Annotated in this window: 14 protein-coding genes; 6 read left to right on the forward strand and 8 right to left on the reverse strand. The window is 65.1% G+C overall.

The annotated features are described in order from the left end of the window. Nucleotides 1-83: 83 nt before the first annotated feature. The 7 genes from ACTEK7_RS14345 to ACTEK7_RS14375 form a co-directional block, all read right to left on the reverse strand. Nucleotides 84-2,030, reverse strand: coding sequence for an ABC transporter ATP-binding protein/permease (locus ACTEK7_RS14345; RefSeq protein WP_225144791.1), 1,947 nt, complete (start codon nucleotides 2,028-2,030; stop codon nucleotides 84-86). 54 nt (nucleotides 2,031-2,084) lie between these two features. After that, nucleotides 2,085-4,229: a hybrid sensor histidine kinase/response regulator gene (locus ACTEK7_RS14350; RefSeq protein WP_225148722.1), complete on the reverse strand. Its 2,145-nt coding sequence runs from the start codon at nucleotides 4,227-4,229 to the stop codon at nucleotides 2,085-2,087. Nucleotides 4,230-4,415: 186 nt separating this feature from the next. Beyond that, nucleotides 4,416-5,198 (reverse strand): succinate dehydrogenase iron-sulfur subunit, encoded by a 783-nt coding sequence (locus tag ACTEK7_RS14355; protein WP_036002750.1) that lies wholly within the window; start codon nucleotides 5,196-5,198, stop codon nucleotides 4,416-4,418. A 42-nt stretch (nucleotides 5,199-5,240) separates the two neighbouring features. Further along, nucleotides 5,241-7,076 carry a succinate dehydrogenase flavoprotein subunit gene (gene sdhA, locus ACTEK7_RS14360; RefSeq protein ID WP_036002747.1) on the reverse strand — a complete coding sequence of 612 codons (1,836 nt, stop codon included), beginning with the start codon at nucleotides 7,074-7,076 and terminating at the stop codon, nucleotides 5,241-5,243. A gap of 3 nt (nucleotides 7,077-7,079) precedes the next feature. Further along, nucleotides 7,080-7,496, reverse strand: a complete 417-nt coding sequence (sdhD, locus tag ACTEK7_RS14365; protein ID WP_036002745.1) for a succinate dehydrogenase, hydrophobic membrane anchor protein — start codon at nucleotides 7,494-7,496, stop codon at nucleotides 7,080-7,082. Next, entirely contained in the window at nucleotides 7,493-7,891 is a 399-nt protein-coding gene (gene sdhC, locus ACTEK7_RS14370; RefSeq protein WP_036024159.1) for a succinate dehydrogenase, cytochrome b556 subunit, read from the reverse strand. The genes sdhD and sdhC overlap by 4 nt, the downstream gene beginning before the upstream one ends. Before the next feature lie 505 nt (nucleotides 7,892-8,396). Next, complete coding sequence (locus ACTEK7_RS14375; RefSeq protein ID WP_225148721.1) at nucleotides 8,397-9,926, reverse strand: malonate--CoA ligase; 1,530 nt, start codon at nucleotides 9,924-9,926, stop codon at nucleotides 8,397-8,399. Between the two features lie 86 nt (nucleotides 9,927-10,012). On the opposite strand from ACTEK7_RS14375, the gene ACTEK7_RS14380 reads away from it, so the two are divergent. The 4 genes from ACTEK7_RS14380 (at nucleotide 10,013) to ACTEK7_RS14395 (ending at nucleotide 13,239) form a co-directional block, all read left to right on the forward strand. Continuing rightward, the gene (locus ACTEK7_RS14380) at nucleotides 10,013-10,774 is read left to right on the forward strand and encodes an SDR family oxidoreductase (RefSeq protein WP_036002739.1); all 762 of its coding nucleotides are present in this window, start codon (nucleotides 10,013-10,015) and stop codon (nucleotides 10,772-10,774) included. A 305-nt stretch (nucleotides 10,775-11,079) separates the two neighbouring features. Beyond that, entirely contained in the window at nucleotides 11,080-11,634 is a 555-nt protein-coding gene (locus ACTEK7_RS14385; protein ID WP_225143283.1) for a fasciclin domain-containing protein, read from the forward strand. A 182-nt stretch (nucleotides 11,635-11,816) separates the two neighbouring features. Beyond that, a complete protein-coding gene (locus ACTEK7_RS14390; protein WP_036002769.1) occupies nucleotides 11,817-12,446 on the forward strand; it encodes a cytochrome b/b6 domain-containing protein in 630 nt (209 codons plus the stop codon). Between the two features lie 10 nt (nucleotides 12,447-12,456). Further along, nucleotides 12,457-13,239 (forward strand): molybdopterin-binding protein, encoded by a 783-nt coding sequence (locus ACTEK7_RS14395; protein WP_036024153.1) that lies wholly within the window; start codon nucleotides 12,457-12,459, stop codon nucleotides 13,237-13,239. Nucleotides 13,240-13,299: 60 nt separating this feature from the next. Here ACTEK7_RS14395 and ACTEK7_RS14400 read toward each other — a convergent pair whose 3' ends face one another. Beyond that, entirely contained in the window at nucleotides 13,300-14,502 is a 1,203-nt protein-coding gene (locus ACTEK7_RS14400) for a YbfB/YjiJ family MFS transporter (protein ID WP_036038720.1), read from the reverse strand. A gap of 232 nt (nucleotides 14,503-14,734) precedes the next feature. Here ACTEK7_RS14400 and leuB point away from each other — a divergent pair, with 232 nt between their 5' ends. Then, a complete protein-coding gene (gene leuB, locus ACTEK7_RS14405) occupies nucleotides 14,735-15,847 on the forward strand; it encodes a 3-isopropylmalate dehydrogenase (protein WP_036002726.1) in 1,113 nt (370 codons plus the stop codon). 119 nt (nucleotides 15,848-15,966) lie between these two features. Continuing rightward, a complete protein-coding gene (locus ACTEK7_RS14410; RefSeq protein ID WP_225148720.1) occupies nucleotides 15,967-16,602 on the forward strand; it encodes a DapH/DapD/GlmU-related protein in 636 nt (211 codons plus the stop codon). Nucleotide 16,603: the final 1 nt, after the last annotated feature.

The raw sequence follows: 16,603 nt of genomic DNA on the forward strand, positions 1-16,603 counted from the left end.
GCGCAGCGAAATCCGGGATTCTTGCTGACGGATAGATCTTCCCGGATTGTGCTGCGCTCCATCCGGGCTACACGCCGCGAACCTCACGCCGCCTTCTTGCGCTGCCGCAAGAACCGCCCCAGCAGCCGGCGCCGGCCCTTGCGCGGAATCAGGTCGATGTCGCTGACGAGCTTGGCGCCGCCCTTGCGCCGCTCCAGCACGATCTTGCGGCTGTGGAAAGCCTCCAGCTCGGCGCGATGCGCGACGCTGACGATGGTCGCCTTCGGCAGCGCCTCGGTGATCATCTGCATCATCTTGTCCTGGCTCTTCTCGTCGAGCGCCGAGGTCGCCTCATCGAGCACGACGATGTCGGGGTTGTGCAGGAGCAGCCGCGCAAAGGCGAGGCGCTGCTTCTCGCCGCCCGACAAGGTCTGGTCCCACGGTGCCTCCTCCTCGATCTTCTCCTTGAGATGATCGAGGCCGACCTTGTGCAGGGCTGCGCCGATCTCGTCCAAAGTCCAGTGGTCGGCCGCGCCGGGATAGGCGACCGCCCGCCGCAAGGAGCCGGAGGGCACATAGGGCCGCTGCGGCAGCATGAACAGCCGGCGATCGGCATGGAAATTCACGCTGCCGCCGCCCCACGGCCACAGCCCGGCGATGGCGCGCACCAGCGTGCTCTTGCCGGTGCCGGATTCGCCGGCGACCAGCAGCCGCTCGCCGGGCTCGATCACCACCTCGGTCTCGCCGACCACGGCCGTGCCGTCGTCGAGCGTGACCGAGAGATCCTTCAGCTCCAGCATGGCCTCGTTGCTGGTTTCGCCGCGCTTGATGCGGCCGAGGCCGTCGCCCTGCTCGGCGCGCTCGAGGCCGTCGAGCGACATCATCAGCGAGGCGATGCGGCGTGCACAGGCGTTCCAGTCGGCGAGCCGCGGATAATTGTCGACCAGCCAGCCGAACGCGCTCTGCACGATGGTGAAGGCGGACGCGGCCTGCATCACCTGGCCCAGCGTCATGCTGCCGTCGAGGAATTTTGGCGCGCATAGCAGAAGCGGCACGACCGGCGCAACGAGGCTCGATCCTTGCGACACCAGCGTGGTGCGCATGTGCTGGCCGGCAAGGCGCGCCCATTGCCGCAGCACGCTCGTGAAGTTGCGATCGATGCCGTCGCGCTCCTCCTCCTCGCCGCCGAGCAGGGCGATGCTCTCGCCGTTCTCGCGCACGCGCGTCAGGGTGTAGCGGAACTCGGCTTCGGCCTGGTTCTTGCCCTCGGAGACCTGCACGAAGCGCCGGCCGATCACCACGATCGATCCGGATGCGATCGCGGCGTACAGCATCGCGGCGATCACGAGGAAGCCGGGAATGGTCACCGACGAACCGCCGAGCGTGACGGTAAGTGCCCCGCCGATGGTCCAGAGCACGACGATGAAGGTCGCGGCCGACAGCAGCGCCGACGTCACGCCGGCGAGGAAGTCGACGGGGGAGTCGGTCGCAATCCGCAAATCCTCCGCGATCCGGTATTCGGGATTCTTGTGGTCGCCGCCGACAAGGTTGAGCTGATAGTAGCGCCCGTTCTTGAGCCACCGTGTCAGCACGCTCGCCGTCAGCCAGGCGCGCCAGCGTCGCTGGATGCCCATGCGCGCGAACACCTGCACGACTGCGAGCACGATGCTGCCGATCGCGAGCGGGAAGAACATTGCGGTGAGATGGAAGACGCTCGCCGCATCGCGCTTCTCGATGGCGTCGAAGATCGCGCGATTCCAGACATTGATGCCGTATTGGAAGCCGACGGTCAGCACGATCAGCAGGCCGAGACCAACCGAGAACGGCCAGGCGAGGCGGTCGCCGTTGCGGCCCCAGAAGCCGCGGGCGCTGATCCAGAACCGTGTCAGCAGATAATCCTTGCGGACCTGCTCGGCTGCCTCGGGTGACAATTCGGGGTCGGGTTCGACCAGTTCGGGCGGCGGCGGTGTCACTTCGTCGCCGTTCTCGCCCTGGATGTCGATGATGGGCGGCTTCTTGCCCTTTTCACGCGTCGCGGCCGGCTTGTACATGAGCGGACAACGCCAAGGGAACTCGGCCGGTTCCCACGAGAGTTCCGCGTGCCCCTATTCGGCGGCGCCGTTCCTGACGCGCCGGATCCGCGCCGCCCGATGCAGAACGCGCGACAATTCCTCGATCGTATAAGGCTTTTGCACGAGGTCGCAGCCGCCTGTACCCTCCTGCGACAGGGCCTGGCTGTAGCCGGTGGTCAGCACGACCGGCACGCCGAGGCTGCGCTCGCGGATCGCCTGCGCCAGATCGAGCCCGGTCATGCCGGGCATCACCACGTCCGAGAACACGACATCGAAGCGGTCGGCATCCACGACGAGCTCGGCGAGCGCGTCGGCCGCGTTGTCGACCAGCGTGATGCTGTAGCCGAGCTCGGTGAGCCCGTCGGCGGCGAAGTTGGCCAGCTCGATATTGTCCTCGACCACCAGCACCGACATGCCGCTGCCGGCCACCGCCGGCGCCGTGTTGGGCGCTTGGCGTTGCGGCAGCAGGCCCGGCGGCACGCGCGGCAGATAGAGCGAGAAGGTGCTGCCGTGCCCCACCTCGCTCGCCACGGTCACCTCGCCGCCGGACTGCCGGGCGAATCCGAACACCTGGGACAGGCCGAGGCCGGTGCCGCGGCCGACCTGCTTGGTGGTGAAGAACGGCTCGAAGATGCGGCCGAGCCGTGCGGCGGGAATGCCGACGCCGGTGTCGCTGACGGTGACGCGGACGAAGCCGTGGTCTGGGCTGGCCGAAAGTTGCACCAGCGCGTCCGGAACGGTCGTCGTGGCCTCGACCCTGAAAACGATTCGCCCTTGGCCCTGCATGGCATCGCGCGCATTGGTCGCCATGTTGATCAGGGCCGTCTCGAACTGGCTGGCATCGGCATTGACGAGGCACGGTTCCGCCGGCAGTTGCATGACGATCTCGATCGCGGGGCCCAGTAGCGTGGCGAGCATGTCGTGCAGCGACTGCACCCGTGCGCCGACGTCGAACACCTCCGGCTTGAGGGTCTGGCGCCGCGCAAAGGCGAGCAATTGCGAAGTCAGCTTGGCCGCACGCGCCACCGAATCGGCAATGGCCGTGATGTAGCGTTGTCGCCGCTCCTCCGTCAGCTGCGGACGGTTCAAGAGATCGACCGAAGCACGGATCACCGTCAGGAGGTTGTTGAAGTCGTGCGCGACGCCGCCGGTGAGCTGGCCGAGCGCTTCCAGGCGCTGGCTGTGCTTGAGCGCCTCCTCGGCCTCGCGCCGCTTTGCAGCTTCGGCCTGAAGGTGCTGGGTACGCCGCAGAGCGAGCACCAGCAGCAGGAACAGCAGCGCGGTGGCGGGAATGCCGAACACCAGATGCTGGCCGATGGTGGCGAGCCAGCGTGCGCGGATCGCAGAGGTCTCCAATCCGGCGCTGACATAGATCGGATATTCGGCGACGCGCCGGTAGGCGATGCGCCGCTCGATACCGTCCGAGGGCCAGGCGACCGTGATGAGGCCGTGCACGGGCTGGGTCGCGATCTTCTGGCCCACCGGTCCAGTCGGATCGAGCCGAAGCTCGTGGTCGAGCCGGGGAAAATGCGCGAGCATTGCGCCGTCGGTGCGCCCCATCGCGAAGAAGTTGCCGGGATCGGTGCCGATCCTGGCATAGAAGCTTTCGAAATATTCCGGCAACACGGAGGCCTGGATCACGCCGATGAAGCGACCGTCGTCGGACTCGCGGCGGCGGCTGACGCCGAAGAATCGGGCGCCCTGATAGGGCGGTCGTGGCGTCAGCGCCGTGCCGATGAACGTGCCGATGCTCTGGTCCACATGGGAATAGAAGTAATCGCGGTCGGCAAAGCTCAGGTCCGGCGGCGGCGAGACGAGGCTGTTGACCAGCGCCTTTCCGTTCGCGTCGAAGATCCAGGCCGATTTGAGCTGCGGCAGCGAATCGGTCAGCCGCTTCAGCCGGCGATGCAGCGTCGGCTCGCGCTCGCGGATGATGCCGTCGGGCAGACCGCGCACGACCTCGTTGAGCTCGGCGAGGCTGCGGTCGATGGTCTCGAAGACCTTGAGCGCGTGTTCATGAGCGACATCGACCGTGCGCTCGATCTCGCGGTCTGCGGTATCGTTGGTCGATGTGTAGGAGATCGCGGCGGCGACGACGAACAGCGCAATCGGCAGCGCCAGGGATGCCGCCATCATCCACTGCAACAGCCTCAGCGAGTTGCGTTGCGCCCTCTGCACAGTCGCTCCGTCCCTGACGGGAGCTTAACTGAATCCCGCGCAAGGAAGGAAGCAGCTTGTGCTGGAACCGTTGGTTGCGAGCCAGAAATTTGCGCGTCGAGCGGGTCAGAGAAAAATTCTGCTCGAATTAACGGCAAATGCAGAACACCCCGGCCGGTTTGGCCGGGGCGGAAGGGGGACTTCGCCTCAGATCTGGCGTTCGACCATCTTGAGCTTGAGCTCGGCGATAGCTTCGGCCGGGTTGAGGCCCTTCGGGCAGGCCTTGGCGCAGTTCATGATGGTGTGGCAGCGATAGAGCCGGAACGGGTCCTCGAGATTGTCGAGCCGCTCGCCGGTGGCCTCGTCGCGCGAATCCGAGACCCAGCGGTTGGCCTGGAGCAGCGCGGCGGGGCCGAGATAGCGCTCGCTGTTCCACCAATAGCTCGGGCAGGAGGTCGAGCAGCAGGCGCAGAGGATGCACTCGTAGAGGCCGTCGAGCTTCTCGCGGTCCTCGTGGCTCTGGCGCCATTCCTTCTGCGGCGTCGGCGAGGTCGTCTTCAGCCAGGGCTCGACCGAGGCGTATTGCGCGTAGAAATTGGTGAGGTCGGGGACGAGGTCCTTCACCACCGGCTGATGCGGCAGCGGGTTGATCTTCACCGCGCCGTCCTTCACGTCGTGCATCGACTTGGTGCAGGCCAGCGTGTTCTGGCCGTCGATGTTCATCGCGCAGGAGCCGCAGACGCCTTCACGGCAGGAGCGGCGGAAGGTCAGCGACGGGTCGATGTGGTTCTTGATCCAGATCAGGCCGTCCAGCACCATCGGGCCGCAATCATTGGTGTCGATGTAATAGGTATCGACGCTTGGATTCTTGCCGTCGTCCGGATTCCAGCGATAGACCTTGAACTCGCGGAGCTCGGTCGCGCCCGGGGGCTTCGGCCAGGTCTTGCCGCCAGTGATCTTGGAGTTCTTCGGAAGTGCGAATTCAACCATTCGATTAAGGCCTTCGCTGTTCGATCAATACACGCGCGACGTTTAGTAAACGCGAGCTTTGGGCGGGATGTACTGCACGTCGTTGGTCATGGTGTAGTTGTGAACCGGGCGATACTCGATCCTGACCTTGCCGGCATCGTCCAGCCAGGCCAGCGTGTGCTTCATCCAGTTCTTGTCGTCGCGCTCGGAGAAGTCCTCGCGGGCATGGGCGCCGCGGCTCTCGGTGCGGTTGGCGGCCGAGTTCATCGTCACCACCGCCTGCGAGATCAGATTGTCGAACTCCAGCGTCTCGACGAGGTCCGAATTCCAGACCAGCGAGCGGTCGGAGACGGCGATGTCGGTGATGCCGCTGTGGACCTTCGCGATCAGGTTCTGGCCTTCGCTCAGCACTTCGCCGGTGCGGAACACGGCGCAATTGTTCTGCATCACGTGCTGCATGCCTTCGCGCAGCTTCGCGGTCGGCGTGCCGCCTGAGGCGTAGCGGTAATGGTCGAGGCGACCGAGCGCCATCTCGGCCGAGTTCGTCGGCAGCTCGGGCTGCTTGGCGTTGGGTGTGAGCTTTTCGGCCAGGCGCAACGCGGCGGCGCGGCCGAACACGACGAGGTCGATCAGCGAGTTGGAGCCGAGGCGGTTGGCGCCGTGCACGGAGACGCAGGCCGCTTCGCCGATCGCCATCAGGCCGGGGATCACCGCGTTGTCGTCGCCGTCCTTCTTGGTCAGCACCTCGCCGTGATAGTTCGTGGGGATGCCGCCCATGTTGTAATGCACGGTCGGCACGATCGGGATCGGCTCGCGCGTCACGTCGACATTGGCGAAGATCTTGGCCGATTCCGAGATGCCCGGCAGGCGTTCGGCGAGCACGGCGGGATCGAGATGGTCGAGATGCAGGAAGATGTGGTCCTTCTTCTTGCCGACGCCGCGTCCCTCGCGGATCTCGATGGTCATCGCGCGCGAGACCACGTCGCGCGAAGCGAGGTCCTTTGCCGACGGCGCATAGCGCTCCATGAACCGCTCGCCTTCGGCGTTGACGAGATAGCCGCCTTCGCCGCGCGCACCCTCGGTGACGAGACAGCCCGAGCCGTAGATGCCGGTCGGATGGAACTGCACGAACTCCATGTCCTGCATCGGCAGGCCGGCGCGCAGCACCATGCCGCCGCCATCGCCGGTGCAGGTGTGCGCCGAGGTGCAGGAGGCATAGGCGCGGCCATAGCCGCCGGTCGCCAGGATCGTGGTCTGGGCGCGGAAACGGTGCAGCGTGCCGTCGTCGAGCTTGAGCGCGATGACGCCGCGGCAGGTGCCCTGGTCGTCCATGATCAGGTCGATGGCGAAGAACTCGATGAAGAACTCGGCCGCGTGGCGCAGCGACTGGCCGTACATCGTGTGCAGCATGGCGTGGCCGGTGCGGTCGGCGGCGGCGCAGGTGCGCTGCGCCTGGGCCTTGCCGAACTCGGTGGTCATGCCGCCGAACGGACGCTGGTAGATCTTGCCGTCCTCGGTGCGCGAGAACGGCACGCCCCAATGCTCGAGCTCGTAGACCGCGTCGGGCGCGTTGCGCACCATGTATTCGATCGCGTCCTGGTCCCCGAGCCAGTCCGACCCCTTCACGGTGTCGTACATGTGCCAGCGCCAGTCGTCCTTGTGCATGTTGCCGAGCGAAGCGGAGATGCCGCCCTGCGCCGCGACCGTGTGCGAACGGGTCGGAAACACCTTGGTGATGCAGGCGGTGCGGAGGCCGGCTTCGCTGCAGCCGACGACGGCGCGCAGGCCGGCACCGCCGGCGCCGACCACGACGACGTCGTAGGTATGGTCTTCGATCGGATAGGCTTTTCCGTTGGTGGCGGGAGCGCCGTTGCCCTTGCCATTGGTCTCAGCGGCCATGGGTTACACTCCGGAAGAAAGCTTCAGGATCGCGTAGGTCGAGGCGAGCGCCACGGCGACCGAGAAGAAATTGTTGAGCATGATCGCGGTGAGCTTGAGCTTCTCGTTATGGACGTAGTCCTCGATCACCACCTGCATGCCGATCTTCATGTGCCAGGCGCTGGCGAAGATGAAGAGGAGCAGGATCACCGCAACGGGAATGGAGCTCAGGGTCTGCGCCGCGTAGACCTGGTTGCGGCCGAGCAGCATCATGATGATGACCAGCGCCGGGATCATCAGCAGCGTCATGGCGACGCCGGTGATGCGCTGGCGCCAGAAATCGGACGTGCCGGAATGCGCGGCGCCGAGATTACGGACGCGCCCGAGCGGGGTGCGCATCGACGGACGCTTCGGGGAGCCGTGGGACTCGTCAAAGCTCATCGGCCGCCTCCGTTCGCATAAGCGATGATCCAGATCAGCACCGTCAGTGCGATGCCGCCGACCAGGGCGCCCCAGGTCAGCGCTTCGCGCTCATTGGCCTTGAAGCCGTAGCCGAGATCCCAGACGAAATGCCGGATGCCGCTGAGCATGTGGTGCATCAGGGCCCAGGTGTAGCCGAACACGATGAGCCGGCCGATGATGCTGCTGGAGAAGGCCTGGACGTGGGCATAGGCGGCCGGGCCGGAGGCCGCGGCAACCAGCCACCAGACCAGCAGCAGGGTTCCCACATAGAGGGCGATACCGGTGGCGCGGTGGACGATGGATAGAGCCATCGTCAGCGTCCAACGATACGTTTGGATGTGCGGCGAAAGCGGTCGTTCGATCCGTGCGGTCATGGGCGGCTTTTGATGTTTGTTGCGGCCCAGCATGGGGCGCGCGGGGATCGCGAAAGGTGGGCTCTATTTACGGAGTCGATCTGGCCTGCGCAATCACCAAATCGACATAAACCGAACTGTGGTTCAGCTCTATGGCCTTGATGAACCAAGGCCAATCAGGGGCTTGGTATACCAGCCTATCGGTCCGCCAACGAGTATAGGAATCTAAATTCATTCTTTGGCGCGAGCGTACGGCGCATTGAAATCGCTATTGGAACGCCTCTAAGCCGCCTCGAGCCCGTGCGGCCGCAACGTGCGAGGGACGATGCCGAGGGAACGTCCCGGCTGCGACCCCAGCGCGACTCCCGGCACCCGCACCGGTTCCCGCACTGCGGGCGGATATGCGCACCCTGCATTCCACCCCAGCCGGACCGTGCGACGTGTCAGGTGCTATCTGTTGGTCTCGGCAGCCGGCTTGCTTCGTCGCAAGAGCTCCTCGCAATGACGCCGACAGAGCGGAGCTCTCTCACTTCTTCGCGTAAATATCCTTGTACGTTTCGCGCAGCACGTTCTTCTGCACCTTGCCCATCGTATTGCGCGGTAGCTCGTCGACCACGAAGACCCGCTTCGGCATCTTGAATTTCGCGAGGCGCCCGTCGAGGCCCTTCAGCACGGCCGCTTCATCGATGCTCGCGCCGGGCTGGCGCACCAGCACCGCGGTGACGCCCTCGCCGAAATCGGTGTGCGGCACGCCGATCACGGCCGACTCCACCACGCCAGGCATGGCGTCGATCTCGCTCTCGATCTCCTTCGGGTAGACGTTGAAGCCGCCGGAGATCACGAGATCCTTGCCGCGTCCGAGGATGTGCACGTAACCCTTGGCGTCGATCTTGCCGAGATCGCCGGTGACGAAGAAGCCGTCGGGCCGGAATTCGGCCTTGGTCTTCTCCGGCATGCGCCAATAGCCCTTGAAGACGTTCGGCCCCTTCACCTCGATCATGCCGATTTCGTCGCGCGCCAGCTCTTTCCCTGTCTCGGGATCGGTCACGCGCACGGAGACGCCCGGCAGCGGAAAGCCGACCGCGCCGGGCACGCGCTCGCCGTCATACGGGTTCGACGTGTTCATGTTGGTCTCGGTCATGCCGTAGCGCTCGAGCACGGCATGGCCCGTGCGCGCCGACCATTCGCGATGGGTGTCGGCGAGCAGCGGCGCCGAACCCGAGATGAACAGACGCATGTGCTTCGTCGTCTCGTGCGACAGCGCAGGGTTCTGCAGCAGGCGGGTGTAGAAGGTCGGCACGCCCATCAACACCGTGGCGCGCGCCATCAGCTTGATGATCAGGTCCGGATCGAGCTTCGGCAGGAAGATCATCGACGCCCGGGCGAACAGCGTCACGTTGGTCGCCACGAACAGGCCGTGGGTGTGGTAGATCGGCAGCGCGTGGATCAGGACGTCCTTGTCGGTGAAGCGCCAATAGTCGACGAGCGAGAGCGAGTTAGACGCGAGATTGTCATGCGTCAGCATCGCGCCCTTGGAGCGGCCGGTGGTGCCCGAGGTGTAGAGGATCGCGGCAAGATCGTCGCTTTCACGCGGCACCGTCGTGAATTCGCGGCTCGCTTTGTCGGCGGCCTCCGTCAGCGAGCCCTTGCCGTCAGCCCCGAGCGTCTCGACCTTCGCGCTCACTTTGCCTGCGATCGGCGCCAGCCCTTCCGCCTTGGCGGGATCGCAGACCACCAGCGACGGCTCGGCATCGCCGATGAAATAGTCGAGCTCGTTCAGCGTATAGGCCGTGTTCAGCGGCAGATAGACCGCGCCGGCGCGCACCGTGCCGAGATACAGCACGATATTGGCGACCGACTTCTCCACCTGTACCGCGACGCGGTCGCCCGGCTTCACGCCGCGCGCGACCAGCACGTTCGCCATCTGGCCCGCGCGCGCGATCAGATCGCCATAGCTGATATGGGCGCCGTCATGCGTCTCGATCGCGAGCCGCTTCGGATCGGCGAGGCCCTCGAACAGGCGGGAAAACAAATTGGCGTTGGCAGCTTGGTTCATGCAACATTCCTCGCCGGCACAGGCCGGTCAAAACCGCGGGCTGGATTAGCAAAAACCGCCCCGATCAAGCAACGGAGACAGTTTGCATGTCAAAAAGCGGGAAACGCGTGGCCTGGGTTACGGGCGGTGGCAGCGGGATCGGGGAGGCCGGCGCGGAGGCGTTAGCTGCCGACGGCTGGACGGTGGTGGTGTCCGGACGGCGGCAATCAGCCCTGGACGCCGTGGTGGCGAAGATCAGCAGTGCAGGTGGCGCGGCCGAGGCCATTGCGCTCGACGTCGCCAACGCGGCCGCAGCCCAGAAGGCAGCCGACCAGATCGTCGCGAAGCACGGCCGCATCGACCTGCTCGTCAACAATGCCGGCATCAATGTCCCCAAGCGCAGCTGGAAGGACATGGAGCTGGAGGGCTGGGACAGACTGGTCCAGGTCAATCTCAACGGCGTGCTCTATTGCATGCGCGCCGTGCTGCCGACGATGCGCAAGCAGCAGGACGGTTCCATCATCAACGTCTCGTCCTGGGCCGGCCGTCACGTCTCGAAGATGCCGGGCCCGGCCTACACCACCACCAAGCACGCGGTGCTGGCGCTGACCCATTCCTTCAACATGGACGAATGCATCAACGGCCTGCGCGCCTGCTGCCTGATGCCGGGCGAGGTGGCGACGCCGATCCTGAAGCTGCGCCCCGTGGTGCCGAGCGAAGCGGAGCAGGCGAAGATGCTGCAGCCCGAAGATCTCGGCCGCACCATCGCCTTCATCGCGAGCATGCCGGCGCGGGTCTGCATCAACGAAGTGCTGATCAGCCCGACGCATAATCGCGGGTTCATTCAGACCCCGAACAACAGGGATTGATTGGCCCATAGCCGTGGGCTCGTCATTGCGAGCGAAGCGAAGCAATCCAGGAATGCGCCCAAGGAGACAATCTGGATTGCTTCGTCGCAAGGACTCCTCGCACCGACAGCGGATGGACCACACGAACATCCGCACCGATAGTTTCACCCATCACAAAGAATTTTTCCCCGAAACCGCACCTGAAACCCTCCCGTAGTTCGGTCCAACGACGGCACTGCTGCATCACCCTTAACTGTCGCAGGCGCCGTTGTTGCTCAACTCAACGCCGGCCAACGCCGGTCTCAATTCAATCGGGAGACTCTCTCATGTCGAAGCGCATTGCCTATCTCGCTGCCGCCGCCTTCAGCGCCCTGGCCCTCACCGCGACCATCGTCGCGCCCGCCAGTGCCGAGGAAAAGACCGTCATGGTCGGCGGCGCCGCGATGTACCCGTCCAAGAACATCGTCCAGAACGCGGTCAACTCCAAGGATCACACCACGCTGGTGGCGGCGGTGAAGGCGGCCGGCCTGGTCCCGACGCTCGAAGGCAAGGGCCCGTTCACGGTGTTCGCGCCGACCAACGCCGCCTTCGGCAAGCTGCCGGCCGGCACCGTCGACAACCTGGTCAAGCCCGAGAACAAGGCAACGCTGACCAAGATCCTCACCTACCATGTCGTGCCCGGTAAGCTCGCGGCTTCCGACCTCACCGACGGCAAGAAGCTGAAGACCGCCGAAGGCGAGGAGCTGACGGTGAAGAAAATGGACGGCAAGGTCTGGATCGTCGACGCCAAGGGCGGCACCTCGATGGTGACGATCACCAACGTCAACCAGTCGAACGGCGTGATCCATGTGGTCGATACCGTGCTGATGCCGGCGACGTAACACCGCGCGATCCTGTTTCATCCCCGAACAGGACGTCCTCAGACCGCGAGCCGGGGATACCCGGCTCGCTCTTTTGTGACCACAATAGCCTCACGACATCGATTCGATGGCGAACGGGATGTAACGAAAGCCGAAACACCGGCGTATAATCGCTGTCACACGACCTCAGGATGGAACCCGCCATGGCGAGCCTCACAGTCACCGACGAGCAGGTCACGGCCACCAAGTCCAAAGTGATCCAGCCGGCCTGGGTGCGGGTCATGCATTGGATCAACGCGCTCGCCATGATCCTGATGATCCTGTCGGGCTGGCAGATCTACAACGCCTCGCCGCTGTTCGACTTCCGCTTTCCGCGCGAGTACACGCTGGGCGGCTGGCTCGGCGGCGGCCTGCTCTGGCATTTTGCCGCGATGTGGCTGCTGATGATCAACGGCCTCGCCTATCTCGTCACCGGCATCGCTACCGGCCGCTTCCGCAAGAAGCTGCTGCCGATCACGGCATCAGGCGTGCTCCACGACGTCAGGGCGGCGCTGACCTTCAAGCTCGGCCATGACGATCTCACCGTCTACAATTACGTGCAGCGGCTGCTCTATGCCGGCATCATCGTGGTCGGCGTGCTGATCGTGCTGTCGGGCCTTGCGATTTGGAAGCCCGTTCAGCTTTATTATCTCGTGATGCTGTTCGGCGATTATCCGGCCGCGCGCTATGTCCACTTCTTCTGCATGGCCGCGATCTGCGCGTTTCTGGTCGTCCACGTCTTGCTTGCGCTGCTCGTGCCGAAGAGTCTGCGCGCGATGATCATCGGTCGCTGAGGAGGAGAATATGGCGAAGCGCCCGTTCCTGATTCCCGGCGTCGACAAGCGGCTCCTGATCAAGGATTCCCTCAAGACGATGCCAGACGTCACCCGCCGCCGCTTCATTGCGGGCGGCGCCAGCCTGGGCGCACTGACGCTGCTCACCGGCTGCGACGTGATCGACTCGTCCTCGGCCGAGACCATGCTGGCGAAGGTCTCGAAGTTCAACGACGCGGTGCAGGCCTGGATGTTCAATCCCGACGCGCTGGCGCCGACCTTCCCCGAAAGCGCGATCACCAAGCCCTTCCCGTTCAACGCCTATTACGATCTCGACGACGCGCCCGATATCTCGGCCGCGGATTGGAAGCTCGAGGTGCGCGGCCTCGTCGACAACAAAAAGTCCTGGACGCTGGACGAGCTCTACAAGCTGCCCCAGGTCACGCAGATCACGCGCCATATCTGCGTCGAGGGCTGGAGCGCGATCGGCAGCTGGACCGGCACGCCCTTGCGCGATTTCCTCAAGCTGATCGGCGCCGACACGCGCGCGAATTATGTCTGGTTCCAGTGCGCCGACAAGGATGGCTACAACTCGCCGCTTGACATGCGCAGTGCGCTGCACCCGCAGACCCAGATGACGTTCAAATACGCAAACGAGATCCTGCCGCGCGCCTACGGCTTTCCGATGAAGATCCGCGTGCCGACCAAGCTCGGCTTCAAGAACCCGAAATACGTGGTCTCGATGGAAGTCACCAACGATTACAAGGGCGGCTATTGGGAAGACCAGGGGTATAATTCGTTCAGCGGGAGCTGAGAGGGCGAATAGCGAATGGGGAGTAGGTAAACGCACTCGCGGCTCACAATTCGCCGCTCGCTATTCGCCATTCGCCACTTTGGGCCCCACCTTCCGCTGGCACAACGCCGCCACCGCGCCCAGCGCCAGCAGCGCCGCCGACACATTCAGCGCGTAGCTCAAGCTTCCCAGCGCATCGGTGATCGCGCCGACCACGATCGGCCCGAGCGTCTGACCGACGCCGAACGAGATCGTCATCGCCGCGATCGCGGTCGGCCACACCTCTGGCGGATAGTTGAAGCGGACGAAGGCGGTGGTCGAGCCGACCACGGCGAAAAAGGCGACGCCGAACACGATCGCGGAGACCGCGAGCCAGGCCGGCGAATGCCCGAGCATCGGCAGCGCTGCGCCAGCTGCGTTGGTGCCGAGGATGATGGCGGTGGCGAGCCCGCCGCGGTCGAGCGCCAGCACGCCGCGCCAGGCCCAGGGCGTCACGAACGCGCTCAGACCGATCAACCCCCAGAACGCCGCCTGCGCCGCGGCCCCGCCGCCGCCGTCGCGCACATAGGCGATCATGAAGGTCATGTAGGCGATGTAGCCGGCGCCGAACAGGAAATAGCCGGCCAGATAAATCAGCACCGGCAGGATCGCGAACGAGGCATGACCGCCTTCGGAGAAGCGCGCGCCGCTCTCGATGCGGATCAGGAACAGCGGGATCGTCATCGCGACCGACAGCAGCGTCAGCGCCCACCACACGATCCACCACGAGCCCGGCCCGAAATATTGCAGCGTGAACGGGGCGATCAGCCCCGAGGACAGAATGCCGATGCCGGGTCCGGCATAGAACAGGCTGAGCAGAAAGTTGGCCCGTTCGGGCCGCGACTGGGCGATGGTGGCGGCGAGCGCGCCGCCGGCGACGAAGCCGGCCGCCGCGCCCAGGCCCAGCACCAGGCGCGCCAGGCTCAGCGCGACGAAATCCCCCGTCAGCGCGCAGGTGGCGAGCGCGGCGACGCAGGCAATGGTTCCGCCGCGGATCGCGGCGGCCCAGCCGACGCGCCGGATCAGGCGGGACGCCACCAGCGCGCCGACGAGATAGCCGACGGCGTTGATCGTGTTCATGAAACCGGCCGCCGAGTAGGACCAGCCGAGGTCCTCCCGCATGTCCGGCAGCACCAGCGCATAGGCAAAGCGGCCGATGCCGAGCCCGACGGTGGCTGCCAGCGACAGGGTCAGGATCAGCCGCGCGGGGTGTGCGTCGGGCAGGGGGCGATCAGGGGCGTGCAAGGGGTACTCCGGCCCGTCCAGTGTGGCAGGCCCCGCCGGCCTTGCACAGCCGCAGCGCGGCAATGGTGTCTTGCCAAGCGCGCAACGCCGCTCTAGCACTCCGGCGCCGTCATTCCGGGGCGCGCGAAGCGCGAGCCCGGAATCCATAACCCCGGCTGGTGGCTATGGATTCCGGGCCCGCGCTAAGAGGCGCGTCCCGGAATGACGAGAGAGGATCGAAAAGGACACGACCATGGCGACCCACAAACTGCTGCTGCTTCCCGGCGACGGTATCGGCCCCGAGGTGATGGGCGAGGTGAAGCGGCTGATCGACTGGCTCAATTCGGCCGGGATCGCCAAGTTCGAGACCGACACCGGCCTCGTCGGCGGCTCCGCCTATGACGCGCACAAGGTGTCGATCTCCGAAGGCGACATGGCCAAGGCCAAGGACGCCGACGCCGTGATCTTCGGCGCGGTCGGCGGTCCGAAGTGGGATGCCGTGCCTTACGAGGTGCGCCCGGAAGCCGGCCTCTTGCGCCTGCGCAAGGATCTCGCGCTGTTCGCCAACCTCCGTCCCGCCGTGTGCTATCCGGCGCTGGCGGATGCTTCCAGCCTGAAGCGCGAGGCGGTCGAGGGCCTCGACATCGTCATCGTGCGTGAGCTCACCGGCGGCGTCTATTTCGGCGAGCCGAAGACCATCACCGATCTCGGCAACGGCCAGAAGCGCGCCATCGATACCCAGGTCTACGATACCTATGAGATCGAGCGCATCGGCCGCGTCGCCTTCGAGCTTGCCCGGAAGCGCAAGAACAAGGTGACGTCGATGGAGAAGCGCAACGTCATGAAATCGGGCGTGCTCTGGAACGAGGTCATGACTCAGGTCCACAAGCGCGAATACCCCGATGTCACGCTCGAGCATCAGCTCGCCGATTCCGGCGGCATGATGCTGGTGAAATGGCCGAAGCAGTTCGACGTCATCGTGACGGACAATCTATTCGGCGACATGCTCTCCGACATCGCGGCGATGCTCACCGGCTCGCTCGGCATGCTGCCCTCGGCCTCGCTCGGCGAGGTCGACGTCAAGACCAAGAAGCGCAAGGCGCTGTACGAGCCCGTGCACGGCTCGGCCCCCGATATCGCCGGCAAGGGCCTCGCCAATCCCATCGCGATGATCTCGTCCTTCGGCATGGCGTTGCGCTATTCTTTCGACATGGGCGATCTCGCCGACAAGGTCGACCAGGCCATCGCTGCCGTGCTGGCCAGCGGTCTGCGCACCGCCGACATCAAGTCGGAAGGCACCACGGCCGCTTCCACCACGCAGATGGGCGAAGCGATCCTGAAGGAATTGCAGAAGCTGCACGCGTAAGGTGGGAAGAATCGTAGCCTGGATGGAGCGAAGCGAAATCCGGGTTCTCACCCCGTGGACAGACCTTCCCGGATTGCGCTTCGCTCCATCCGGGCTACGGCCTCATTGGAAACCGCCTCATGGATACACCCCGCCCCAAGATCGCGGAAACCGTCATCCATGAGACGGCGCGCCTGCGCGAGGCGCAGGTCGGGCGGCGTTGCGAGGTGCTTGCGGGCACGCGCATCGAATATGCTTCGCTCGGCGACTACTCCTATCTCGGCGAGAATTGCGACGTCGCCGACGCCGTGATCGGCAAGTTCACGGCGATCGCCAACTCGGTGCGGATCGGTGCGCCAAACCACCCGATGGGCCGTCCCTCGCAGCACCGCTTCACCTACGTCCCCGAATATTACGAGGCGGGCGCGACGCGCGACCGCGACTTCTTCGCAGGTAGGCGCGGCGACCGGGTGATCGTCGGCAACGACGTCTGGATCGGCCACGCCGCTATCCTGCTGCCAGGCGTGAGCGTCGGCGATGGCGCAGTGATCGCCGCAGGCGCCGTCGTTAGCCGCGATGTCGAGCCGTACACCATCGTCGGTGGCGTTCCCGCCCGTCCCATCCGCAAGCGCTTTGACGATACCGTTTCCGCAAGCCTGCGCCGCATCTCCTGGTGGGATTGGCCGGATGCGCTGATCTTCGAACGCCTCAGTGATTTCCGCTCCGAGGCCATCGAAGAATTTTGCCGGCGCTACGATCCGGCAGCCAATGCGTAAG

This window comes from Bradyrhizobium sp. JHI2711, from assembly GCF_056156565.1.